The 23,954-nt window shown below is 72.5% G+C and carries 22 protein-coding genes and 1 pseudogene; 12 read left to right on the plus strand and 11 right to left on the minus strand.

Translation table 11 applies throughout. The features are described from left to right. Positions 1-18: 18 nt before the first annotated feature. From ACIRB7_RS11170 to ACIRB7_RS11185, 4 genes are read right to left on the minus strand one after another with little or no spacing between them, the layout of a single operon-like run. A complete protein-coding gene (locus ACIRB7_RS11170; RefSeq protein ID WP_403595597.1) occupies positions 19-267 on the minus strand; it encodes a gas vesicle protein GvpG in 249 nt (82 codons plus the stop codon). A gap of 60 nt (positions 268-327) precedes the next feature. Further along, complete coding sequence (locus ACIRB7_RS11175; protein ID WP_403595599.1) at positions 328-1,047, minus strand: GvpL/GvpF family gas vesicle protein; 720 nt, start codon at positions 1,045-1,047, stop codon at positions 328-330. A gap of 3 nt (positions 1,048-1,050) precedes the next feature. Continuing rightward, on the minus strand, positions 1,051-1,527 hold the full coding sequence (locus ACIRB7_RS11180) for a gas vesicle structural protein GvpA (RefSeq protein WP_403595601.1): 477 nt from the start codon (positions 1,525-1,527) through the stop codon (positions 1,051-1,053). Between the two features lie 28 nt (positions 1,528-1,555). Next, positions 1,556-1,882, minus strand: a complete 327-nt coding sequence (locus ACIRB7_RS11185) for a gas vesicle protein (RefSeq protein ID WP_403595603.1) — start codon at positions 1,880-1,882, stop codon at positions 1,556-1,558. A 138-nt stretch (positions 1,883-2,020) separates the two neighbouring features. On the opposite strand from ACIRB7_RS11185, the gene ACIRB7_RS11190 reads away from it, so the two are divergent. The 4 genes from ACIRB7_RS11190 (at position 2,021) to ACIRB7_RS11205 (ending at position 5,806) form a co-directional block, all read left to right on the plus strand. Beyond that, a complete protein-coding gene (locus ACIRB7_RS11190; RefSeq protein ID WP_403595606.1) occupies positions 2,021-3,121 on the plus strand; it encodes a histone protein in 1,101 nt (366 codons plus the stop codon). A 3-nt stretch (positions 3,122-3,124) separates the two neighbouring features. Continuing rightward, positions 3,125-4,258, plus strand: coding sequence for an SRPBCC family protein (locus ACIRB7_RS11195; protein WP_403595608.1), 1,134 nt, complete (start codon positions 3,125-3,127; stop codon positions 4,256-4,258). A 27-nt stretch (positions 4,259-4,285) separates the two neighbouring features. Continuing rightward, a complete protein-coding gene (locus ACIRB7_RS11200; RefSeq protein ID WP_403595611.1) occupies positions 4,286-4,429 on the plus strand; it encodes a hypothetical protein in 144 nt (47 codons plus the stop codon). A 147-nt stretch (positions 4,430-4,576) separates the two neighbouring features. Then, positions 4,577-5,806 (plus strand): PP2C family protein-serine/threonine phosphatase, encoded by a 1,230-nt coding sequence (locus tag ACIRB7_RS11205; RefSeq protein ID WP_403595614.1) that lies wholly within the window; start codon positions 4,577-4,579, stop codon positions 5,804-5,806. 341 nt (positions 5,807-6,147) lie between these two features. On the opposite strand, the gene ACIRB7_RS11210 is transcribed toward ACIRB7_RS11205, so the two are convergent. The 3 genes from ACIRB7_RS11210 to ACIRB7_RS11220 form a co-directional block, all read right to left on the minus strand. Further along, a complete protein-coding gene (locus tag ACIRB7_RS11210) occupies positions 6,148-7,134 on the minus strand; it encodes a glutathione S-transferase family protein (protein WP_403595616.1) in 987 nt (328 codons plus the stop codon). Continuing rightward, a complete protein-coding gene (locus ACIRB7_RS11215) occupies positions 7,118-8,221 on the minus strand; it encodes a YihY/virulence factor BrkB family protein (RefSeq protein ID WP_403595619.1) in 1,104 nt (367 codons plus the stop codon). Before ACIRB7_RS11215 ends, ACIRB7_RS11210 begins: the two co-directional genes overlap by 17 nt. 105 nt (positions 8,222-8,326) lie before the next feature. Further along, positions 8,327-9,343 (minus strand): GlxA family transcriptional regulator, encoded by a 1,017-nt coding sequence (locus ACIRB7_RS11220; RefSeq protein WP_403595621.1) that lies wholly within the window; start codon positions 9,341-9,343, stop codon positions 8,327-8,329. A gap of 127 nt (positions 9,344-9,470) precedes the next feature. Here ACIRB7_RS11220 and ACIRB7_RS11225 point away from each other — a divergent pair, with 127 nt between their 5' ends. Beyond that, positions 9,471-10,397 carry an NADP-dependent oxidoreductase gene (locus tag ACIRB7_RS11225; RefSeq protein WP_403595623.1) on the plus strand — a complete coding sequence of 309 codons (927 nt, stop codon included), beginning with the start codon at positions 9,471-9,473 and terminating at the stop codon, positions 10,395-10,397. Between the two features lie 80 nt (positions 10,398-10,477). Here ACIRB7_RS11225 and ACIRB7_RS11230 read toward each other — a convergent pair whose 3' ends face one another. Continuing rightward, positions 10,478-11,368: a terpene synthase family protein gene (locus ACIRB7_RS11230; protein WP_403595626.1), complete on the minus strand. Its 891-nt coding sequence runs from the start codon at positions 11,366-11,368 to the stop codon at positions 10,478-10,480. A gap of 435 nt (positions 11,369-11,803) precedes the next feature. On the opposite strand from ACIRB7_RS11230, the pseudogene ACIRB7_RS11235 reads away from it, so the two are divergent. Beyond that, positions 11,804-12,166 (plus strand): annotated as a pseudogene (locus ACIRB7_RS11235) (macro domain-containing protein); the annotation flags it as partial. A gap of 207 nt (positions 12,167-12,373) precedes the next feature. Further along, positions 12,374-14,011 (plus strand): ADP-ribosyltransferase domain-containing protein, encoded by a 1,638-nt coding sequence (locus tag ACIRB7_RS11240; protein ID WP_403596205.1) that lies wholly within the window; start codon positions 12,374-12,376, stop codon positions 14,009-14,011. Positions 14,012-14,119: 108 nt separating this feature from the next. On the opposite strand, the gene ACIRB7_RS11245 is transcribed toward ACIRB7_RS11240, so the two are convergent. Next, positions 14,120-14,476 carry a PRC-barrel domain-containing protein gene (locus ACIRB7_RS11245; RefSeq protein WP_403595629.1) on the minus strand — a complete coding sequence of 119 codons (357 nt, stop codon included), beginning with the start codon at positions 14,474-14,476 and terminating at the stop codon, positions 14,120-14,122. Positions 14,477-14,939: 463 nt separating this feature from the next. Here ACIRB7_RS11245 and ACIRB7_RS11250 point away from each other — a divergent pair, with 463 nt between their 5' ends. From ACIRB7_RS11250 to ACIRB7_RS11265, 4 genes are all read left to right on the plus strand, one after another. Continuing rightward, positions 14,940-15,701: a class I SAM-dependent methyltransferase gene (locus ACIRB7_RS11250; RefSeq protein WP_403596208.1), complete on the plus strand. Its 762-nt coding sequence runs from the start codon at positions 14,940-14,942 to the stop codon at positions 15,699-15,701. A gap of 118 nt (positions 15,702-15,819) precedes the next feature. Further along, entirely contained in the window at positions 15,820-18,858 is a 3,039-nt protein-coding gene (locus ACIRB7_RS11255) for a type 2 lanthipeptide synthetase LanM family protein (RefSeq protein WP_403595631.1), read from the plus strand. Positions 18,859-18,983: 125 nt separating this feature from the next. Continuing rightward, entirely contained in the window at positions 18,984-19,181 is a 198-nt protein-coding gene (locus ACIRB7_RS11260) for a hypothetical protein (RefSeq protein WP_403595634.1), read from the plus strand. Between the two features lie 150 nt (positions 19,182-19,331). After that, positions 19,332-19,766 (plus strand): VOC family protein, encoded by a 435-nt coding sequence (locus ACIRB7_RS11265; RefSeq protein ID WP_403595637.1) that lies wholly within the window; start codon positions 19,332-19,334, stop codon positions 19,764-19,766. Between the two features lie 94 nt (positions 19,767-19,860). Here the strand turns inward: ACIRB7_RS11265 and ACIRB7_RS11270 are convergent, their stop codons facing one another. Continuing rightward, on the minus strand, positions 19,861-20,148 hold the full coding sequence (locus ACIRB7_RS11270) for a PhzF family phenazine biosynthesis protein (protein WP_403595640.1): 288 nt from the start codon (positions 20,146-20,148) through the stop codon (positions 19,861-19,863). Continuing rightward, positions 20,132-20,623, minus strand: coding sequence for a hypothetical protein (locus tag ACIRB7_RS11275; protein ID WP_403595643.1), 492 nt, complete (start codon positions 20,621-20,623; stop codon positions 20,132-20,134). The genes ACIRB7_RS11270 and ACIRB7_RS11275 overlap by 17 nt, the downstream gene beginning before the upstream one ends. Positions 20,624-20,636: 13 nt before the next feature. Here ACIRB7_RS11275 and ACIRB7_RS11280 point away from each other — a divergent pair, with 13 nt between their 5' ends. Further along, positions 20,637-23,777, plus strand: coding sequence for a helix-turn-helix transcriptional regulator (locus ACIRB7_RS11280; RefSeq protein ID WP_403595646.1), 3,141 nt, complete (start codon positions 20,637-20,639; stop codon positions 23,775-23,777). The last annotated feature ends 177 nt before the right edge of the window (positions 23,778-23,954 follow it).

The following is a 23,954-nucleotide window of genomic DNA, read 5'->3' on the forward strand; positions in this document are numbered from 1 at the left end:
GCGGCCTCGCTTCGACGGTCAGGACGTGCGGTTCCGGAACTCTTCGATCTCCGCCAGCCGGTCGAGCAGCTCGTCCTCCCGGAGGTCGAACTCCTCCTCGGTGAGGTCGCCCGCGAGCAGGCGCCGCTCAAGGTCGGCGAGTTCGCGCCAGACCGGGGCCGGGTCGTAGTAGGCCTCTTCGGCCTCGTCGACGACCCGCTGCGCGACCCAGGTGACCATCCGGACCGGCGCGACGGGCAGGGTCAGCAGGCTTGTAAGGAGTCCCACGATCTGCCTCCTTCTCTCCGCGTGGGGCGGCGGGCGTCGGCCTCGGTGGCGGTGGCGGTGCTAGACGAAGCTGTACGGGGGCAGCGGGCCGGCGAACCGGAGCCCGGCGCCGCCGCCGTCGACGTCGCGGGCCAGGGACTCCCGCGCGGTGAGAAACGCGTCCTTCCGCTCGTCCGGCACCAGGAGCGAGAGATTGAGGAAGTCGTTCCCGGCGGGCGGATGGGTGACGTGCTCGCGAGCGAAGGGCAGCAGGGCCTCGGCGAGTTGGGAGGCGAGCGCTTCCTGCCGCGCCTGCACCTCGCGTGCCACCCGTTCCCCGAGAGCGAGCGGCAACTGTGGATCGGAGTCACCGGTACGGATCCGGCGCTGGAGGTCCCCCGCCTCGGGCGAGTCCTGAAGGATCCGGCGCAGCAGCGGCTCCTCGTCCTCCTGGAAGGCCCGCACGTGGTACTCGGCGCAGCCTTCGACGCGTCGCAGCGCCGTGAGGTAGCCGTCCTCGCTCTCCTCCAGAACCCGCAGGACCGTCGGTTCGTCGGCGGCCGTGTAGCCGAACCGGAGTGGCAGGACCGGTCCGTCGGCCATCAGCCGCTCCTGCACCTCCTGGTGCGCGAGGAGGTCCCGCCGCTTGGGTCGGATCTCCTCGGAGACATCGCTGACGACCGCGCACAAGGGCCCCGTGGTGACCGTCCGCAGGGGTGCGGGCCCGGAACCCACGCCACTCAGACCGTCCAGGCGGCGGGGGTGGCCCGTGGCGGTGATCGAGTACACGTAGAGCGCCATCGGCTACTCCTTCTCTCGGCGTGCCGGGCGCCGTGCCGGGCGCCGTCGCCTGGGGGACTCCACTTCCTCCGCTTCCTCCTCTTCCTCCTCCTGGTCCGGCTCCTCGTCCCGGGAGGACCTGCCGGTCAGGGAGTCGGTCACCGCATCGACGGCTCCGCTCAGCGCGCCCTTGGACTTGCCGCGGGCACCGCCCTCCATCACGTTCTCCATGACGTCGGGCAGCTGGGCCGGGGCCTTGCGGCCCGCTTCCAGGTCGAGGCGGTTGCACGCCTCGGCGAAGCGGAGGTAGGTGTCGACGCTGGCCACCACGATGCGCGCGTCGATCTTGATGAGTTCGATGCCCACCACGGAGACCCGGACGAAGACATCGATGACCAGACCGCGGTCGAGAATGAGTTCCAGGACGTCGTAGAGGCTGCTCGTGTTGCCGCCCCCGCCCCCTCGGGCGACGGCGTTGCCGCCTTGCGGCACCATGGTCATGGCGCCTCCTTCCATCGACGGCCTGCTCTCAGGAGGGCCGGTCGATCGTTCCTCGGCTGTAGCGGCGGGTGCGTTCGTAGGAGATCAGCTCGCCCTCCTCGTCCAGAGCGACCCGGTAGCTGGCCATCACGCTGGCGGTGTCCGGGATGCGTTCCAGTTCGACCACCTCCACCTGTGCCTCCCAGCCGTCCTCGGTGGGCTTGAGCGACGAGACCGAGTCGGGTGGCCTGCCGAGGAGTTGAGCCAGTTGCTCGGCTGCGGACCGCATCGCCGACCCTGCGCTGCGCACGCCCGAGCGCGGCCGGGAGGCCGCACGCCGCGACGTTCGCCGCTCGTGCCCTTCGCCTGCAGCCATTTGGCACTCCCCTGGGGAGACGGCCTCTTAGAACCTAGAATGTCACTAAATGCGCCCTTAAGCCCTTTATCGAAGGCGGGGGCTTCTGAAGGCCAGGCGTCATCAACAGTCCGCAAGCACCCTGTCGAAGGGATGATCATGCAGGACACAGCCAAGATCGCGCTCGCAGCCGCCCTGGCCGGTGGTTACGTACTGGGCCGGGCCAAGAAGGGCCGTATGGCGTTCGCCGCCGCGACCTATGTGGCAGGCCGTCGTTTCGGCCTCGAACCGACACAGCTTCTCAAGGAGGGCCTCTCCAAGGTCAAGGAGATGCCGCAGTTCGCCGACCTCGGCGACCAGCTGCGCGGGGAAGCCCTCGACGCGGGCAGGCAGGCCCTCCGCGCCGCCGCAGACCGCAAGCTGGCCGACTTCGCCGACTCCCTGCACGCGCGCACGCGCGAACTCACACGCGCCGGTGCACGACAGGACCAGGACGAGGACGAGGAGGCTTACGAGGACGAGGAACCCTACGAGGACGAGGACGAGGAAGCGGAGGACGGCGAACCTGAGCAGGGCTACGCCGAACCTGACGAAGAGGAGGAGGAAGAAGAAGACGAGGAAGAAGCGGAAGGGCAAGGACCGGAGGCTGAGGAAGAGGCTGAGGAGGAGGAAGAGGAGGAAGAGGAAGAGGGCGAGGAAGAGGGCGAGGAAGAGGGCGAGGAAGAGGGCGAGGAAGAGGGCGAGGAAGAGGGCGAGGAAGAGGGCGAGGAAGAGGGCGAGGAGGAGGAGCCGCCGCCACCGCGCAAGCCTTCCCGTGCCACGGCCCGCGGCCACGCCGGCAAGCCGCCTGCCGCTCGTAAGGCAGGGCAACGGCAGAGCGCCCCCAGGAAGACAACTCCGGCCAAGAGCACCGCTCCCGCGAAGAAGGCCGCTCCGGCCAAGCGGGCTCCCGCGAAGAAGGCCGCCCCCGCGAAGAAGGCCGCTCCCGCCGAGAAGGCGACGGCGAGGAAGTCCGCGCCCGAGAAGCCGGCGGCGAAGAAGTCGGCGGCGAAGAAGACCACGAGTCGGAAGCCTGCCGCGAAGACGACATCTCCCGCAAGGAAGAGCGCCGCCTCCAAGAAGACGGCGGAACCGGGGAAGCGGACCACATCCCAGAGCAGCGCACGCAAGACGGCCGCGAAGAAGACCACCGGCCGCAGCCCTGCACGCAAGACGGCCGCCAAGAAGACGGCGACCCGCAAGCAGTCCGCGCGGAGGTAGGCCATGGCAACGTCACGCCGCGACAGCGGCAAGAAGGAATCCGCGTCGGGTCTCGACCAGCTGCTCGGCGAACTGACCGACTACCTGGGCGCCCAGGCGGATCAGCTGGCCGACAAGGCGACCGACAAACTCGGCGACCTCACCGACCAGCTCTACGACGTGGCCGAGAACGGAGGCAAGCTCTCCGACGTCGCCGGGATCGGCGGTCGGCTCCTGAAAGGTGACTCGCCGCTGAAAGCGATGGCCGGCCAGACACTCGGCAACATCAAGGACAAGGTGACCGACACCGCGTCCAAGGCCTTCGGCAAGGGGCGGGGCCGTAAGAGCGGCGGAAAGGTCATCAACATCGTCGAGGTCCTGGACGTGGGTCTGCCGCTGCGCACGACGTACGACCACTGGACGCAGTACGAGAACTTCAGCAGCTTCGCCAAGGGCGTCCGCGATGTGTCGCGCAACGACGAGACCACCAGCGACTGGAAGGTCAAGGTCGGCCCTTCCACCCGCGGCTGGAAGGCGACCGTCCAGGAGCAGGTACCCGACGAGCGCATCGTCTGGACCTCCGAGGGCGCCAAGGGAACCACCCGTGGATGCGTCAGCTTCCACGAGCTGGCCCCCTCGCTCACCCGCGTGGTCGTCGTCGTCGAGTACTACCCGTCGGGATTCTTCGAGAAGACCGGCAACATCTGGCGGGCCCAGGGCCGTCGGCTGCGTCTGGACCTCAAGCACTTCCTCCGGTACGTCACGCTGAGCACCGACGAGCCGGAGGGCTGGCGCGGCGAGATCCGGGACGGCGAAGTGGTCCAGTCCCATGAGGAGGCCCTCGAAGTAGAAGGAGAAGACCAGGACGAGGAGCAGGACGAGGATCAGGACGAGGAGGAAGGCGCAGACGGAGAGGACGACGCGGACGAGTACGAGGACGACGAGGAAACCGACGACGAGGAAACCGACGAAGAGGAAGGCCACGAAGAGGAACCGGCCGACGAGAACGACTCCGGCTACGCCAGAGGTGAGGCGGAGGAGGACGAGGAGGAGTACGAGGAGGGCGACGAGGACGAGGGCGACGAGGACGGCGAGGCCGAGGACGAGGACGAGGACGAGACCGCGCCTCCCCGCCGACGTCGGCGACAGACCGCTTGAGCCCGCTTCCGGCATCAGGAGGTTCTCGTGGGATCCACCTTCGGACGGAGTCGGCACCTCGCTCGCTGGACACCTCCGGCAATCGCCCGCCGCGTGCTCCTGGGGCTGGCGCTGTGGGGCGCACGCCTGGTGCTCCGGCGGGTGCTGCGCCGGGTGGTCCACGCCCGGTGACCCCGCCCCGGGCGTGGATCCGGGTGGCGTGGGGAGGCGATCACCGGCGAGTCTGCGTAGCCTGAGACCCACCCCCCCCCGAGGGGCGACGGGCCGCTCCACGCCACCGCGCCGCAAGACGCCGTTGAGGAGAGCCGCGGAGGTCGTGTGTCGACGTACGAGGATGTCCTCGCCGGACTGCTGGCCCGCTCCCGTCTGCTGTCCGGGCGGGAACTCGCGGGCCTCGTCCAGGACGCGGGCCGGCGCATGGGCCTGCGGGGGACCGCCATGTACGTGGCCGACCTCCAGCAGATCCGGCTGGTCGCACTGCCCCAGCCCGATGCCGTGGGGCAGCAGGCCCTCGACGTCGACACCTCACTGGCGGGCCTGGCCTACCGTACGCAGCGGGTGCAGCGGTCGAGGGACGGCAGCACCGCCTGGCTGCCGATGATCGACGGGGTCGAACGCCTCGGCGTCCTGATGGTGACCGCCCCCGCCCTGGACGGTGCCGTGCTCGGGCGCGCCGGGGCGCTCGCCGCCGTGGCCGCCCTCCTCGTCGTCTCGAAGTCCTCCCACAGCGACCTGCTCGTCGAGGCGGAGCGATCGAGGGCGATGACGGTGCAGGCCGAGCTTCTGTGGGCGTTCCTGCCGCCGCGGACCATCGGCACGGCGGACGTGACCTCGTCGGCGGTGCTCGAACCCGCGTACGACATCGGCGGTGACACCTTCGACCACACCCTGGACGACAGCGGTCTGCACCTCACCGTCATCGACTCCATGGGCCATGACCTCGCCTCGGGCGGAGCCAGCGCCGCCGGGCTCGCCGCGTGCCGCGCGACCCGCCGGTCCGGCGGTTCGCTGACCGACATCGTCACCTCGATCGACCGGATCCTGGACCAGTGGTTCACCGACCGCCTGATGACCGCCGTCGTCGCCCATCTGGACACCTCCGACGGACGCCTGACCTGGATCAACTGCGGGCATCCGCCGCCCCTGCTGATCCGCCGGGGCAGGGTGTTCCCGCAGATGCTGGCCCGGGAGCCCGACCTGCCGCTCGGTTGGGGTTTCCTGGCCGGGACTCCGCCGACCGAGCACACCGAGCGCCTCCAGCCCGGCGACCGGATCCTCCTCTACAGCGACGGCGTCACCGAGGCCCGCTCGCCCGAGGGGGACCTGTACGGCGAGGAGCGGCTCGCCGACACCGTCATCCGCGCCACCGCGGCGGGCGATCCCGCCCCCGAAGCCCTGCGGCGCCTGGTCCAGGGCCTGCGTCAGCACCAGGACCACAAGCTGCGCGACGACGCCACCATCCTGCTCACCGAGTGGCACCCGGGCGGCCTCGGCGCGGAGGCGGGCGGCGGGACCACGGACGCGCGTGCCCGCGACGTACGCGGGTAGGCGTCGGTTCGACAGCGAGACCACCGTGACCCGTCAGGAGGTTCCATGAGTACGCCCCCGAACGATCCCGTCCCTCCGAGCCCCACGCCCACGCCCGGGCCGGGGCCCGGCCCCACGCCGGGGCCGCTTCCGGGGCCGGTCCCCGGGCCCGGCGGCCCGGACCCCGTACCTCCGGCGCCGCCCCAGCCGCAGCCGGATCCGCCGTCGCCGGGCCCGCCGCCGGAACCGTTCCCGCAGCCCGGCCCGCTGCCCCCGCCGGGACCCGCGCCGGAACCGGCGACCTGAGTGACCTGAGCGGCTCCCGACCCGAGTGACCTGAGCGGCTCCCGAAGAGGCACGGCTCAGGCGAGTGACGGCACCCGTTCGGACGGCGGTGGCGGCCCGGGCGGCGTGCCGTCGCCGAACGGCCGCCCGCCGAGCGCTTCCCGCCCGTGCGCGGTGAGCCAGCTCCGGGGGTCGGGGCCCTGGGGGACGATCCCGGTCGGGTTGATGTCGCGGTGGACGACGTAGTAATGCGCCTTGATCTGCTCGAAGTCGATCGTGTCACCGAAGCCGGGCGTCTGGAACAGATCCCGCGCGTACCCCCACAGGGCGGGGAGTTCGGTGAGTTTCTGCCGGTTGCACTTGAAGTGGCCGTGGTAGACGGCGTCGAAACGCACGAGGGTCGTGAAGAGCCGGACGTCGGCCTCCGTGACGGTGTCACCGACCAGGTAGCGCCGGCCGGCGAGCCGCTCCTCCAGCAGGTCGAGCCGCTCCCAGAGCCTCCGGTACGCCTTGTCGTACGCCTTCTGGCCGCCGGCGAAACCGCACTGGTAGACGCCGTTGTTGACGTCCCGGTACACGGCTTCGGCCACCTCGTCGATCTCGTCGCGCCAGCGCTCCGGATAGAGGTCCGGGGCGCCGTCCCGCTGGTGGGCCGCCCACTGGCCGCCCAGGTCGAGGGTGATCCGGGCGAAGTCGTTGGTCACCACCTCGCCGGTGGGGACGTCGACGATCGCCGGCACGGTGATCCCGCGCGCGTACCCGGGCTCGCGGCGGAAGAACGCCTCCTGGAGCCGCTCGATGCCGAGGACCGGGTCCCGGCCGCCCGGGTCCAGGTGGAACGACCAACTGCGCTCGTCGTGCACCGGTCCGGCGATCCCCAGGGACAGCACGTCCTCCAGGCCCATGAGCCGCCGCACGATCGCGGCCCGGTTCGCCCAGGGACAGGCGCGGGCGATGATCAGCCGGTAGCGCCCGGGCTCCACCGGGTAGCCGTCCCGGCCGTCGGCCGTGATCCGTGTCGTGAGGTAGTTCCGGTCGCGTTCGTACTCACCGTCGTCGGCCATCGTCCCCGTCCCGGTCTCGGTCCCGGTCCTTCTCGTCCGTCTCCGCCCGGACGCCCAGTGCGCGTACGTCCTCCTCGCTCCAGGAGCGGGTGTCGCGCGGCTCGACGTACGGCTCCTCGTCCGGCGGCATGCCACCGGCGACCGCCCGCTGACGCAGCGCCTCGGCGTCGAACTCCAGGCCCAGGAGCACGGCCAGGTTGCTGATCCACAGCCAGATCAGGAACACGATGACACCGGCCATGGTGCCGTAGGTCTTGTTGTACGACGCGAACTCGGCCACGTACAGGGCGAATCCGGCGGAGGCGACCATCCAGATCAGCAGGGCGAGGGCGCTGCCCGGGGTGGTCCAGCGCCAGCCCCTGCCCTTGGCGTTCGGCGCCGCCCAGTACAGCAGCGCGATCATCATCGTCACGAGCACGAGGAGCACCGGCCACTTGGCGATCGACCACACGGTCAGCGCGGTGTCCCCGAGGCCGAGCACATCCCCCGCCCGGCGCGCCACATCGCCGGTGAAGACGACGATCAGGGCGCTCGCCGCGGCCATGACCATGAGCGCCGCGGTCATCCCAAGCCGGATCGGCAGGACCTTCCACACCGGGCGGCCCTCGGGCATCTCGTAGATCCGGTTGGCGGCGCGCATGAACGCCCCGACGTAGCCGGAGGCCGACCAGAGGGCGAGGACCAGGCCGACGACCACCATGACGGCCCCCGTGCCCGTGCCGCCCTGCACGTTCTCCACGGCCTTGCCGAGGACGTCACGGGCCGGGCCGGGAGCCAGCTCGCGCAGGCTGTCCATCACCTTGTCCGTCGTGGACGGCCCGCTGACGCCGAGCAGCGAGACGAGCACGAGCAGCCCGGGGAAGAGGGCGAGCACGCCGTAGTACGTGAGGGCGGCGGCCCGGTCCGTCAGCTCGTCGGACACGAACTCCCGCATCGACCCCTTGAGGACCGCGAGCCAGGAGCTTCGCGGCAGCTCGGTCGGCGAGTCGGGCGCGCGCTCCTCGACCCCGGGCCCGGGGCCGACGTCCTCCGGCTCCGGCGTGGCGGCCTCCGCAGGGCGTTCATGGGGGGTCTTCCGATCAGCCATGTCCGGGCGGGTACCCCCGTCGCCCGGTCCTACGCACGACGACCCGGGCCCCTGTGCTCCGCCAGTCGGGGAGCGCGTTTCCACGCGGTACGCGGTGTGGGCTCCCTAGCCCTTCCCGAAGGCGCGGCGGTAGGCGGCGGGCGAGATGCCGAAGGCCGTCCTCATGTGGGCGCGCAGTGAGTTCCCCGAACCGAGACCGGCCCGGTGCGCCACCAGGTCGATCGACAGATCGGTGCTCTCGAGCAGCTGCTTGGCGAGTTCGAGCCGCTGCGCGGTGAGCCACTGCACGGGAGTCATCCCGACCTCGTCGCGGAACCGGCGGGTGAAGGACCGCAGGCTCATCCGGGCGTGTTCGGCGAGCCGGGCGAGGGTGAGCTGCTCCCCGAGGTGCTCCAGGGCCCAGGCGCGGGTGGCGGTGGTGCTGGCCACGGTGGGCTCCGGGACCGGGCGGTCGATGAACTGGGCCTGACCGCCGTCCCGCCAGGGCGGTACGACACAGATCCGGGCGGCGCGGTTCGCGACCGCGGCGCCGTGGTCGCGACGGATCATGTGCAGGCACAGGTCGACGCCCGCGGCCACGCCGGCGGAGGTCAGCACGTCGCCGTCGTCGACGAAGAGCACCTCCTCGTCGACCTTGACCTGGGGGTAGGCCCGGCGGAACTCCGGTGCCAGGTTCCAGTGGGTGGTGGCCGGCCGGCCGTCGAGCAGGCCGGCGGCGGCGAGCACGTACGACCCGGAGCAGATCGACACGAGCCGCGTGCCCGGCCGGATGCCGGCGACGGCGGCGTTGACCTCGGGCGGCAGTGGGCCGCCCCTGCCCAGCTCGGGCATGGCGTGCGTGGGCGGGAGGACCACCGTGTCGGCCTCGGCGAGCGCCTCGGGACCGGCGGCGGGCTGCACGGTGAAACCGGCGTCGCTGAGGACGGGGCCGCCGTCGGCGGTGCAGATGGTGACCTCGTACAGAGCGCGGCCCTCGGCGTCCATGGCGCTGCCGAAGACCCGGGAGGGGATGCCGAGTTCGAAGGGCGGCACGCCGGGGAGGGCGAGCACGGCGATGCGGTGGAGCCGCACCGGCCGCCCGGGACGCTCGTCCCGTACGGCCGGCCCACAGGAAGTACTCATGGCCAGATCCTGTCACATAGTGGCCTGGCGGCCAATGCCGTGGCGGGGCGGGATGCCCGATCGTGGAGTGGTCGCCGCCGGTATGGGTCCGGCGGCGTGCGGCTGAGAGACGAAAGAGGCTGACGGTATGCGTGCGATGGTCGTGGAGCAGTGGGGCGGGCCCGAGAACCTGGTCGAGCGCGAGGTGGAACGCCCCGAGCCGGGCCTGAACGAGGTTCTCGTACGGGTCCACGCGGCCGGTGTGAACCCGGTGGACTGGAAGACCCGCGCGAGCGGTGCCCTCATCGACTGGGACGCCGTCCCGGTCGTCGGCTGGGACGTGTCCGGCACGGTGGAGGCCGTAGGACCCGGCGTGGGAAGCTTCCGCCCCGGTGACGAGGTCTTCGGGATGCCGTTGTTCCCGCGCCAGGCGGGCGCGTACGCCGAATACGTGGTGGCACCGGCCCGCCACCTCGCACCGAAGCCGGCGTCCCTGACGCACGTGGAGGCGGCGGCGCTGCCGCTCGCCGCCCTGACCGCCTGGCAGGCCCTCGTCGACACGGCGGACGTCCGCCCCGGGGAGCGGGTCCTCGTGCACGCGGCGGCCGGAGGCGTGGGGCATCTCGCCGTGCAGATCGCCAAGGCCCGGGGGGCGTACGTCATCGGCACGGCGAGCGAGCCCAAGCACGAGCTGGTGCGCGAGCTCGGCGCGGACGAGGTGGTCGACTACCGCGCGGCCCGCTTCGAGGACGTCGTCTCCGGAGTGGACGTCGTCCTCGACGGCCTCGGCGGGGAGACGGCCGAGCGCTCTCTGAAGGTGCTCCGCGCCGGGGGCAGGCTGATCACCCTGCCGGGACCGGACGACGTCCCGGCGGCCGCCCAGGACGGTGTGCGGGCGGTCTGGGTACTGGTCGAACCCGACCACCTCGGCCTGCGCGAGATCGCGGCGCTCGTGGAGCGCGGTGAGCTGAGGCCGGTGGTCGACACCGTGCTGCCGCTGGCCGAGGCGGGCAAGGCCCACGAGATCGGTGAGCGGGGCCGCACCACGGGCAAGATCGTCCTGACGGTCGGCTGACGGGTCTGCCCGGATCGGCCGAGCCGTCGGGCCGTCCGGCTCCCGCGCCCGCCGGGATGTGGCCGCTCGCGGCTCGCGGCTCAGTGGCCGTAGCGGCCGGTGTCGACCTCCCAGCGGTGGTAGCCGGCGATCCAGGCGGCGAGGCCGTCGACGTACCGGTGGGCGGCCTCGCGTCCGGCCGGGGTGAGGCCGAGCAGGTCGCAGATCTCGGGGACCTCGGACGACAGCTCCACGAAGCGGTCCACCATCGTCTGCGCCTCGCGCATCACCTGGGCGGCCGCCTCCTCGGGGGTGCCGCCGCGCTCCTCACGGACGATCATCACCAGGTTGGCGACATCGCCCCGCGCCATCTCCTGGGCGTAGGAGTGCACGTCGTTGGTGAACGACGGTATGTCGGCGGCCAGTTGACGCATCCGGCGGAACGCGGGGTGGTGCAGCACCTCTTGCGGAAGCTCGAACCGGTTGAGCCGCTCGACCATGTCGAAGAGGGTCTCCATGGCGGCCGTGCCCCGGCGCAGCGCCAGATAGCCCTCCCGGTCCGGGAGCCGCCCGGAGAGCCGGCCGGCGGCCTCGGCGGGGTGGCAGGCGAAGTACCACTCCCAGTTGTAGGCGGACCGGGCCCGCCACCGCGCGGACATGCCGCGCAGGCTGCGCTCCCAGAGGTCGGCGAAGGCCTTCTCGACAGGGGTACGGGCGCCGGGCGCGGGGCCGTCCCCGTGCATCAGGGCCGTCAGGCGGGCGCAGACCTCCGCCACGCGCGCGGGGGCCCGGCCGAGATCGGAGTCGAACCGGTCGTCGAAGAAGAAGTAGAAGCTGAGCAGGTCCGCGGCGAGGACGAGGTCGTCGGTGGCGCAGTCGGGGCTGGTGAACGCGGCGAGGCGGGGGACGTCCCAACGGGCGTACGCCGTACGGTCGATGACACCGGCGAGCCCGTCGTGACGGAGCAGCCAGTCATGGTGGGAAGGTGCCACGGACCCCTGGCGCGGATTGCTGCGCGGCGGGAACGGCAGATCGAGCAACGCGGCGTTGAACACGGGAACCCCCAGGCGTCGACCGGGGTGATTCCCTAAGACACCCTGGCGCGATCGAAGCGTACTTGACTTGATCATCCACGGCCAGGGACGGCGGAGGAGTCTCCCGCGCACTTCAGGGGCGTCGCCCGGAGCGGCCGCCCGCCACCTGGGCGGACGTCCGTTGTCAGTGGGTCGCACTAGCTTGGGGAGTGTTCGGGAGCGGGCGCGGAAGCGTGCCGGAGGGGTGGATTCGTGGGTGGCGCAAATGCGTTGAGGGTCGTTCTGGTGGACGTGAACGACGAGGTGGTGGCGGCCTGGCGGTCCGCGTTCGCGGACACGCCCGGGGTCGAGATCCGGAAGGGCTCCCTCCTCGATGTCGATGTGGACGCGTGGGTGTCCCCCACGAACGCGCGGGGCCGGATGGACGGTGGTGTCGACGCGATCGTCAAGCGCTTCCTCGGCGCCGGTGTCCAGGTGCGGGTCCAGCGGGCGATCCGCGACCGGTTCGCCGGGAGTCTGCCGGTGGGCAGCGCGGTGTGCGTCCCCTCCGGGGCGGCCGTGCCCCGGTATCTGATCTCGACGCCGACCATGCGGGGGTCCTCGCAGAACGTCAGCGACACCATGAACGTGGCGCTGGCGTGCGCGGCCGCGTTCCAGGCGGTGCATCTGCAGAACCGTGCTGAGCCCGGCAGTATCCGGTCGGTGGCGCTCGTGGGGATGGGCGCGCGGACGGGGCGGGTGCCCGCGCGGGTGTGCGCCAACCTGATGTGGACGGGCTACACGCTGTTCCACGACCACGGGTTCGCGGACTACGACGAGTTGAGGGCCGCGGTACTGGGTCAGCTCGACGACATCGAGGGAGCGGGGCCCGCGCAGCGGGTGCGGATCAACGTGCCGCCGCCCCTCGCGAAGGACGCCGGCGTCCCCGCCGCGACGGGGCAAGGGTCTCCGGCGGGGGACCCGTTGGGCCTGGCCGAGCTGTTCACCGGGGGCGGTGAGCCGTGGCTGCCGTTGCTGGGGCCGGTCATCGAGGCGCAGCCGGGGGCCGCCGACGTCATCGGCCCGAAGCGCAGCCCGGAGGTGGTTCCGGTGCGCGAGCTGACGTTCCAGGCGCTGAAGCCGCATCCGCCGCAGAAGTGGAAGGTGGTCGTCTTCGGACAGAACCCTTATCCGCGGGCGGAGAGCGCGACCGGCATCGCGATGTTCGACAACACCTTCAACGACTGGCAGGACAGCCAGTTCGGCCGCGTGGTCAGCATCCGCTGCCTCATCAAGGCCGCCGCGATGTGGAAGTACGGCATAGCGAAGAAGACGCCGATCGCCGACATCCGGGGCCTGTTGAAGAAGGAGGACACGGTCCGGCCGCCGGAGTGGTTCCAGGCGATGCTGACCCAGGGTGTCCTGCTGCTCAACGCGTCCCTCACGGCGAGCGCGGACGGGGCGATGGCGACGGAACGGCACACGTCGTTCTGGCGGCCGGTGGCCGAGCAGATCGTCGAGGAGATCCTGCGGGCGAAGCAGGACGCCGACGAGGAGGACCGGGGGGTGGTGTTCGCCTGGTGGGGCGCCCACGCCCGGAGCCTGAAGCGAGTCGTCCAACGGCTCGAGAAGAAGTACCCGGGGGTCGAGGTCCGGCACCTGGACCACGCGAACCCGGCGGCGCAGGGCGACATCTTCTGCGAGGGGGACCATTTCTCCCAGGTCAACGACGCCTTGGCGGCGGTGGGAGCCGAGCCCGTCGACTGGTTGCCGCGGAAGGGCTGGGACCGGGACACGGCGGGGGCCGGCGGTCCCGGGAGCGGCGGTGGTGTCGCGGAGCGGATGGGGGCGTTCATCGCGTCGACGATGGAGCTGCACCAGCTGTACCTGGAGCGGCTCACCAGCGTCAAGGACGAGGGGCTCGTCCTGCCGCCGATCACCGGCGTGTTCGACACGCCGCTGATGGACTTCCGGAAGGCCGTCGAGCCGGTGTCACGAGTCCTCGTGAACCTGGACCGGCACATCGAGCGGTCCAGCCGGTTCGGCGAGGCCAAGGTCGCGGCGGCGCGGGCCGGAGGCGGGCCGGCCGGGGTGGTCGCGGACGGGTCGGCCGGAGAGGCGGCGGGCGTGGACGGCCTGTCCGCCGACGCGATCTCGGCGCTGTACCTCTACACGTGCGAGTCGGCGTTCTACCGCGAGATCAACGCCGTGCTGCGCTCCCCCGACCGGGAGCGGCTGCTGCCGTATCTGCCGTATCTGCGGCTGTTGTTCTCGGCGATGGCGGCGCTGCCCGCACGGACCGAGCCGCTGTGGAGGGGTGTCGCGCTCGACCTCCGGTCCCAGTACCCGGTGGGAGGCACGGTGACGTGGTGGGGCGTGTCGTCGTGCACGTCCGAGCTGGGTGTGGCCAAGGCGTTCCTCGGGAGCCGCGGCAAGCGGACGCTGTTCGAGGTGACGCCCGCGCGGGCCGTGGGGATCCGGCGGTTCTCCGCCTTCACGGGCGAGGAGGAGTACATCCTCGCGCCCGGCACGCAGCTGGAGGTGACGGAGGTGAAGGCCGAGCGCGGCGGCCTGTGCACCGTCCGGCTGGCCGAGCTGGAGGGGCCGGGGCCGGTGTCCTAGCCGCCGACACGGGAGGGGCCCGGACTCCATGGAGTCCGGGCCCCTCCCGTGTGCCGTGCCAGGCACGGTGTACGGGCCTTCCCGTGTGCCGTGCCAGGGGGTGACGTCTCAGATGAAACCGCCGGGGCGGTGGTAGTACGTGCCCAGCTGATCGCGGTAGTCGGCGTCGCCGAGGTGGGTCTCCCGGTGGAACTCGGGGGAGTCCTTCACCTGTTCCTTGGAGCAGTCGACGTAGATCTTCTGCTCCTGCGGGTCGACGCGGGAGACGAGGCCGGCCGGGAGGAGCACCTCCTTGCCGAAGATCCACACGCCGGTGTCGACCACCAGATAGGCGTCACCGACCTCGTCCGAGTGCTTGTCGACCTTGCCGATGCTGCCATCGGTCGCCTCGACCTTGTATCCGGTCAGGACCGTGCCGGCCAGGTGGCCCGAGGTCGAACCGTAGCTCCACACATGCTCAGTCACGCGAACAACAACTCCTCCGGTTGGTGGAGGACGACGAGGTGTTGCCTGTCGTCCTTCCCTTCTCCGTGTCGGTGCGGACGGACGTTCTGTCCCGCCCAGGGCCCGCCTGCCCTGCTCCCGCACTCCTATGCGTCCTGTGTACTTGTAGATACAGCCAAAGGGGGCGGAACGGCGGCGGAAGTCGGCCCGATGCGTCACGAGCATCGTCCGGTCGACGCGCAGGTGAACAACCGGCTGCCTGTACATACGAGGCCTTGACCGGGGGTGGCGGCGGCTGAAAACGTGCCGTTGCCGGACCGGAAAGGCCAGCAAACTGTTCCAGTTCGACGAGATGCTGACCCACATCCTCGTCGTCCTCGTCCTGATCATGGCGGTCGACCGCCTCTCGGCAGCCGTCCGCAAGCGCCTCTCCCGATCCACGCGCCGATCCCCGATCCGGGGGCCGACCTGCGAAGATCAAGAGATGTCACGAACTTTCGAGGATCTGGTCACCGAGGCCGAATCGGTCTCGGTGGAGGGCTGGGACTTCTCCTGGCTGCGGGGACGGGCCGACGAGCAGCGCCCGTCGTGGGGCTACCAGCGGGCGATGGGCGAACGGATGGCGCGGGCCACGGCCGCCCTCGACATCCAGACCGGCGGCGGAGAGGTCCTCGCCGGGGTGCGGAAGCTGCCGCCCCTGGTCGTGGCCACGGAGTCCTGGCCCCCGAACGTCACCAAGGCCACCCGCCTGCTGCACCCCCTGGGGGCGGTCGTCGTCGCCGACGAGGACGAGCCGCCGCTGCCGTTCGCCGACGAGGCCTTCGACCTCGTGGTCAGCCGGCACCCGGTCACCGTCTGGTGGGAGGAGATCGCACGGGTCCTCCGGCCGGGAGGCACGTACTTCTCCCAGCAGGTCGGCCCGGCCAGCGTCTTCGAGCTGGTCGAGTACTTCCTCGGCTCGCAGCCGCAGGAGGTGCGCCGCGCACGCCACCCCGACGACGCCCGCCGGGCGGCCGAGGCGGCCGGCCTCCAGGTCGTGGACCTGCGCTCCGAGTCCCTGCGCACCGAGTTCCACGACATCGGCGCGGTCGTCTACTTCCTGCGGAAGGTGATCTGGATGGTGCCGGGCTTCACCGTGGACCAGTACCGCGACCGGCTGCGGGAACTGCACGAACAGATCGTGAGCGAGGGCCCGTTCGTCGCGCACACCACCCGCTTCCTCATCGAGGCCCACAAACCGGTCTGACCCCCCTACTCCGCGAACCCCCGAAACATGGGGGACCGTCACCCATGCCGCGCGGGCGCCATCCGTACCAGGATCGGGGCAGGCGCCGAGCGGTCGGCCGGGTGACGGAGGAGGGACGATGGCGGCGGAGACGGGACACGGGCGGGCGGAGACTCCGCTGTCGGCGGTCGAACGGTGGTGGGAGGCCGGACTGATCTCCGGTGAAGGGGACGAACGGCGCCCGGACTGGGCCGCGTTCACCGAAGCAGTGACCGCCGCCGCACCCGCGGAGGCCGTCGCGCCCGAGGGGGAGTATCCGGGGCTCAGCGGTTTCGCGTGGGTACTGCGGCCGTTCACCGCCCGAGCGGGGGAGCGGCTCGAGCGCGGCCTGTCGCCGCGGGCACGGAACCTCGTGGACATCACCGCCGTACGGGGCGACCTGGAGCGGCAGCTCAGCGGCAGGCTCGCACGGGCGGCCGCACGGACGCTGGTCCTCGAACTGCACGAGGCGCGGACCGCCGAACGCCTCGACGGGGCCGACACACGGACCCGGTTCCGGGACTTCCTGGGGCGTACGGCCTCCCGACGCGGCCTCGCGGCCCTGCTGGCCGGACGGCCGGTGCTCGCACGGATCCTGGGACGGGCGGCGCTCGACACGGCGGACGCCGTCGCCGAAGCACTGGAGCGCCTCGCCGACGACCACGACCGGCTGACCGCCGGTCTCCTCCGGGCCCCCGGCGGGGGGCCGGGCCCGCTCGTGGGCGTCGAGACCGGCGCCGGCGACGGGCACCGGGGCGGCCGGAGCGTGCTGCTGCTGCGCTTCGCCGACGGCACCCGACTGGTCTACAAACCTCGCCCGCTCGCCGTACACCGCCACTTCAACGACCTCGTCACCTGGTTCAACGGACTGCCCGACGCCCCCGACCTGCACACGCTGCGCCTGCTCGACCGGGGCGGCTACGGCTGGGTGGAGTTCGTCGCCGCGCGCCCCTGCGCCACCGCCGCAGAGGTCGGGACGTTCTACCGGCGCCAGGGCGCGCTCCTCGCGCTGCTGCACCTGCTCGACGGGACCGACCTGCACCACGAGAACCTGATCGCCGTCGGCGCCCACCCGGTCCTCGTCGACGTGGAGACCCTGTTCCACCCGCCGCTGCCGGGCGCCGCCGCCACGGAGGACCCCGCGGCCCGCGCCCTCCACGACTCCGTGTACCGGGTCGGACTGCTGCCCCAGCTCCTCGTGGGCGACCACTGCGCCCTCGACGTGTCCGCCGTCGGCGGCGGCCACGAGGCCGTGTCGCCCGTGCCCCGGGCCGACTGGGCCGACGCGGGCACCGACCGGATGCGCCTGGTCCGCAGGGCGGGAACCTTCGGCGAGTCCGCCAACCGGCCCCGCCTGGCGGACGGCGGGCCCGTCGAGCCGGGCGCCCACATCGAGGCGCTCTGCGCCGGATTCCGCGCCGGGTACACCGCGATCAGCGCGGCACGGGAGGAACTCCTCGACGGTACGGGCCTGTTGACCGCCTTCGTCGAGGACGAGGTACGGGTGGTGGTGCGCCCCACCTGGATGTACTGCACGCTGCTCGACGAGTCCACGCACCCCGATCTCCTGAAGGACGCGGACGCGCGGCAGCGCGTCTTCGAGACCCTGCGGACCGACGCGTTCGGCACGGCTCTCGCGCCCGGCCTCGTCGACGAGGAACTCGCCCAACTCTGGGACGGAGACGTGCCGTTGTTCACCGCACGGCCGGGCCGGAACCTCCTGTGGGGAGCGCCGGAGCGACCGCCGGCCGGCCGCACCGAGCTGCCGGGGGCCGACCGCGTCGCCGCGAAGCTCGCCGCCCTGGACACGGTCGACCGGCAGGACCAGGAACGGATCGTACGCGCCGCGATGGCGACGACCTCCCGCACGCCCGCGCACCGGCCCGCCGAGGGCCGGCGCACCCGCACCGCGGACCGCGCCCCGGAGCCGGAGCGGCTGCTCTCGGCGGCCCGGTCCCTCGGCGACCAGCTGGTCTCCCTCGCGTACCGCGAAGGCCCCCGCAGCAACTGGATCGGCCTCGAGCTCCTCGACGACCGCTACTGGCGGATCGGCCCGATGCCGGCGGACCTGGCCGGCGGCTACACCGGACCCGCCCTGTTCCTCGCGCAGTTGGCGGCGCTCACCGGGACCGCGCACTACGCGGACGCGGCCCGAACGGCCCTGGCCCCGGTACCCCGCCTGCTCGACGTACTGACCGCCAGGCCCGAGGACCTCGGCGCCGTGGGATCGGGCGCCTTCTCCGGACTCGGCGGCATCGCGTACGCGCTCGGCGAGACGGCACGACTCCTCGACGACCCGGAGGTCGGCTCCTGGGCGTCCGCCGCACTCCGCCTCGCCGGGGAGGCGGCGCGGACCGAGCGGGAGTACGGGGTGGGCGCGGGCGTCGCCGGCGGGCTCGCCGCGCTCCTCGCGGCCCACGGGGCGGGCACCGGATCCGGCCATGAGACACAGGAGACCTGGCGGGCCGCGCGTGCCTGCGCGGACCGGCTGCTCACCGCCGGTCCCACGGCTGCCGGGCGGGGGTTCACGACGGGGGCGGCCGGGATCGGGTGGGCTCTGTTGCGGTTCGCCGAGGCCGCGGAAGCTGCCGGTGATGTGGACGGAGGCGGCGACGGTGGCCGGTACCGGATCGCGGGCCTGACCGCCCTGCGGGCGGCGGTCGACGGGGGCCACGGGGGAGCCTCCGTCGGTACGCCGGCCGGGGAACCCGGGGGAGGGACCCGGGCCTCCGCCTGGTGCCGGGGGCGCGCCGGAATCGCCCTCGCGGTGCTGGACGCGCCGGGCGCAATGGACGACCCACACCTGGCGGCCTGGACCCGGGAGGCCGTCGAGGGGCTGGGCCGGGACCGGCCGGCTCCCGACGACAGCCTGTGCCACGGCGAGGCCGGACTGTGCGAACTGCTCGGCCACCACGCCCTCCCGGAGGCACGCCCGCACTGGATCCGCCGGGCCGGGGCGCTCCTCGCGTCCGTCGAGGAGACCGGCGCCCGGAGCGGCGCGCCGGACGGCGTCGCACACCCCGGGCTGCTGACCGGCCTCGCCGGAATCGGACACGGACTCCTCCGGGCGGGCTTCCCGGAGCGCGTACCGTCCCTGCTCCTCCTGCGGATGTCCGCCGGCCCGGACCCGGGGCCATAGCGCCACGGCCGCCGCCACACCCCCAGAGCGCTCCACGGCACCACTCGCATCACCCCGCACATCGCTCCACCGCACCACCTGGCACGACCACCACTCCTGCGAACACCAAGGACGAGTGAGGACCCATGCAGATCAGCGACTCGGTGATGTACGTCGACGGCGGCGCCGGCGCGGAGACCTCGGCCCACGAGCACCCCGTGGGAGAGGTGACGTTCGGAGCGAGCGGAGCCCTCGGGCTGCGCAGCAGGCTGCTCGGCACGGGCCTCGACGCCGCCTCCTCCTTGGACATGCCCTACACCACCGGCACCGTCCCGCTGTCCTAGGGACTCACCAGGCGGTCGGATCCGTACGTCGCTTCATCCCCTGCGGCCCGCACGACGCGGCAAGCGGTTCGCAGGGGCTGTCCTCCCGGAACACGCGGACCTGCAAAAATGGGTGGACGAGCAAGAGAGTCGCCCTGTTAGGGTGCGCCGATGTCAACGATCAAGCAGTTCCAAGTCACCATCGACTGCGCGGAACCCGAGCGCCTCGCCCGTTTCTGGTGCGAGGTGATGGGGTACGTCATACCGCCGGCGCCGGAGGGGTTCGACACGTGGGACGACTACCATCGCTCGCTGCCGGCCGAGCATGAGGTGCAGTGGTTCGCCTGCGTCGACCCCTCGGGTGTGGCCCCGCGACTGCTCTTCCAGCGCGTTCCCGAAGGCAAGGTCGTCAAGAACCGGGTGCACATCTGCGTGCGGGCCGGCATCGGGCTCGTGGGCGAGGAGCGTCTCGCCACGCTCCAGGCCGAGTGCGCACGGCTGGTCGCGCTCGGCGCGGTACACCAGCGCACGCTGCTCGCCGACGACACCAACGAGTCGTGCATCGTGATGCAGGACATCGAGGGCAACGAGTTCTGTCTCGACTGAGCACTGAGCACTGAGCACTGAGAACTGAGAACTGGTCACGGGGGCAGTACATCGAGAACCCCCGTGCCGACGAACGCGACCTCGCCGCCGACCGTCACGGAGCCGATGTCTCCCCGCGACCGTGCACGCTGATCAGCATCTCGCTGGGGCGCCCGGTGAACCGTCCCTGCCGCAGGACCACGGCCGCGCCGTCGTCGATCCGGCCGTGGCGGCGCAGGTACGCGGCGGCGCATCCGGCGCCACTGCCGGTGGCCACGTCCTCCGTGATGCCGTCGTTGTTCCAGTCCCTCGCCTCCATGCCGCTGTAGGGGCGACCGCTGCAGACGTCGACGTGGAAGTAGTGCGTGGAGCCGACGTCACGAAGGCTACGGACGGGATTCACGTGTCCCCCGAAGAGGCGAGAGGAGCAGGGGGAGTACGGCGAGGAGTTCCCCCAGGGCCCCGACCCACAGGGCCGTCCGGGCGCCGAAGCGCTGTCCCAGGAGGGCGCCGGCGAGTGCGCCCAGAGGCATGGAACCCCACACCACGAAGCGGAACGTCGCCGTCATACGTCCCAGGAGCGGCTCCGGGCAGAGCCGCTGGCGCAGCGCGACCGAGGTGATCTTGAAGGTCATGAAGGCGGTCCAGCCCAGCCCCTGGAGGGCGACCGCGACCGCGAACCGCCAGTCGGCGTGGAAGAGCGGCAGGGCCGACACCCACAGCAGCCCGCTGGTGATCACGGACGCGGCCATCGCGCGGCCTTCGCCGAAGCGCGCGGCGATCCGCAGGGTGAGCAGACTGCCGAGGAATGTCGTCTTGGCGGAGCGTGCGGCGGCCGGGGTGTTCCCCGGCCCCCTGCCGTGAGCGAAAAGGACCAAGTAGCCTGCGCCCATGCGAGCGACGTCGTCGGTCATCGTGGGGCGGGAAACCGAGATCGGGCTGCTTGACGATGCCCTGGAGGGAGTCCGAAGGGGCGCCGGGCGGGCGGTGTTCCTCGTCGGCGAGGCGGGGATCGGCAAATCCCGGCTGGCCGGCGAGTGCGCCCTCCGCGCGTACGACCGGGACATGCCGGTGCTGCGCGGCCGTGCCACGTCCACCGGGCTCGTCGTGCCCTTCCGGCCGTTGATCGAGGCACTGTCCTCACGGTTCCGGGCGGCCGGGGCCCCCGACGACCCGGAACTCGTCCCGTACCGGCCCGCGCTGGCCGGACTCGTGCCGGAGTGGCGGGCCGGCGCGGTGGCTCCCGGATACGCGATCTCGCTGGTCGAGATGGCGGAGGCGCTGCTCCGACTCCTCGCGGTGCTCGGCCGCGAGCGGGGGTGCGTGATCCTCCTGGAGGACCTGCACGACTCCGACACCGAGACGATCGCCGTCGTCGAGTACGTCGTCGACAACGTGGCGGACCTGCCGGTGCTGCTGGTGGGCACGCTGCGGCCGGACCCCGGCCCCGCCCTCGACCTCGCGCTCGCCGCGGAGCTCCGTAACACCGCGTCCGTACGGGAACTGGAGCCGCTCGACGCGGCCGCCGTACGGGAGATGGTGGACGCGTGTCTGGACGCCGGACCGGGCGAGGTGCCCCCGGCCGCGCACCGGCACCTCGCGAGGCGGGCGGGCGGCAACCCGTACCTGGTGGAGGTCCTCCTCGCCGACCTCCTCGACACGGGCCGGCTGAGCAGGGCCGAAGGCTGGTGGCAGCTCGCCGATCAGGGCGAGGCGACGGTGCCGACGGGCGCGGTCCGCAGCTGGGCGCGCCGGCTCGACCGGCTCGACGAACCCGTGCGCGACCTGCTGCTCATCGCGGCGACGCTGGGCGGCCGGTTCTCCGTCGGGGCGCTCAGGGCGGTCACGGGGCTCGACGACCGCGCGCTCTTCGCCCATCTTCGGTCGGCCTCGGAGGCGGGGATCATCGCCCCGGACGGCGCCGCCCACGACGACTACACCTTCCGCCACGTCCTGACCGCGGACGCGCTCAGGGCGTCACTGCCGCCCGCCGAGCAGGCCGCGCTCGCCCGGCGGGCCGCCTCCGCCATCGAGGAGTCCGCCGGCGTACTCTCTGGCGAGGAGCGCCAGTTGGTGGCGACCCTCTGGCTGGCGGCGGGTGACAGGGCGACGGCCTCCCGGCAGTACGCCCAGGTCGGACGCCAGATGCTGGAGGCCGGAGCGTCAGGCTCGGCCGCCGTGCTCCTCGAACGCGCCCGGGGGCTCGCGGCCGAGGAGGAGCGGGACGCGATCACCGTACGGCTCGCGATCGCCCAGGCCGAGTCCGGGCAGCTCGACGCGGCCTCCACCCTGCTCGACGACCTGCCACCGGCGACCCCCGGTTCACGTGCGGCGGAGGAACGGGCCCAGGCGCACACCCAGGTCGCCTGGGTCGCGACCATGGAGGAACAGCAGGAGGAGGCACACCGCCGCATCCGGGCGGCCCGCGCCCTCTTCGGGGGCGCGCCGAGCCCGGAGCAGGAGGCGGCGCTCGTGGTGGTCGAGGGCCATCTCGCACTGCTGCCGGGCCGGGACGGCGCGTATGACCGGGGCGGTGCGTACGACCGAGGCGGCGAGGCGGGCCGAGACGACCGACGTGGCCAGGGCGGATCGGGCGGCCAAGGCGGCCAAGGCGGCCAAGGTGGCTGGGTCGGCCCGGGCGACCGAGGCGGGCGGCGCGACCCCTCCGACCCGGGCGAGGGGCGGCGTGAGCGGCTCGCGGAGGCGGAACGTTCCGCCAGTCTCGCCGCGCTCACCGCGGAACAGGGCGACCAGCCCGTCGTGGCCTGTCGCGCATGGCAGCTCCTCGCCCTGCTCTCCCGCGAGCGAGGCTTCGACGAGGCCGACGCCTGCCTGGTGCGGATGCTCGAAGTCGCCGAGAAGCACCGGCTCGCGGTGTGCAGGGCCGAGGCCCTGGTACGGCTCGGCACCAACGCGTTCATGCGGACCGGGGAGGCGACCCAGCTGGAGACCGCCCGCGCGGCGGCCCATGAACTCGGCTCGCTCGCCCTGCTCCAGACCGTCGACGGGCTGCTCGCCATGCAGAGCGTCCTCACCGGGCGCTGGGACCGGGCCCGGGCGATCGTCGAGCGGTCCGTGGACGCCAGCGCCCGCCTCCAGAACCTGTCCGCGCACCGCTATCTGCTCCTCGTCGACGCCATGCTCGCCGCCCACCGGGGCAAGGGCCGCGAACAGGAACGGGCCCTGCTCCGGTTCCGTCGCGCGGGCGGCGAGGAGTCGATGCTCGTCCCCGTGCAGCGCGGACTGTGCCAGGCCATCGGCGCGCTGATGGCGGAGGACCGGAGACGGGCGGCGGCCGAGCTCGACGCGGTGGCGGTCTGGGAACGGGAACACCCCAGCTTCTTCTACCTCAGTGGACGGTACGGGCTCCGCCCACTGCTGCGGATCCTCGACGGCGACGGCGACGGCGACGACGGCGGCCGCGAGGCGTACCACGAGGCCCTCGCCTCGCCCGGCGGGCAACTGGCCTGGAACCGGATGTTCCTCGGCATGGCGGACGCGGTGCTGCGCGGCCGCGACGGCGACCCGGACGGCGCGCGCCGCGCCGTGGAGGAGGCCGGCCGCGCGGCGGCGGTGTTCCCGCAGGCGTGGCATCTCGCCCTGCGGCTCGTCGCCGAGGCGGCGCTCCACGACTCCTGGGGCGAGCCGGTCGCGTGGCTCAGGACCGCGGAGGAGTACTTCCACGAGGCAGGCGTGCAGCCGGTGGCCGGGGCCTGCCGGGCCGTCCTGCGCCAGGCGGGCGTGAGCGTCCCGCAGCGCAGGGGCGGTCGGGAGCGGATCCCCACGGAGCTGCGCACCGCGGGCGTCACTCCGCGCGAGTACGAGGTGTTCGCCCTCCTCGGGGAGCGGCCGGGCAACCAGCAGATCGCGCAGCGCCTGTGCATCTCGCCCCGGACCGTGGAGAAGCACATGGCGAGCCTGATGGCCAAGACCGGCTGCGCGGACCGCTCGGCCCTGTGCGCGCTGTCGGCGGAACGGGCGGAGGACCAGGAGCCGCCACCCGGTGCCGCCTTACGGGCGCGGCAGGTCTGACCGGGACAGATGGGGGGCGGCGGGCCCGGCGCCTGGGGGCCGGCGGACCCGGGATGGGGGACGCCTCCGTCCGTATGGGGGTCCGTGCCCCCATGACCCGGTCGCCGGTCCCGCGACTCTGCGGGCCCGGCACCGATGCGCGACGGATCCGGTCGGCGGATCATCGAGCGGACCGAT

The sequence above is a fragment of the Streptomyces sp. NPDC093795 genome (genome assembly GCF_044764665.1).
GTDB lineage: Bacteria > Actinomycetota > Actinomycetes > Streptomycetales > Streptomycetaceae > Streptomyces.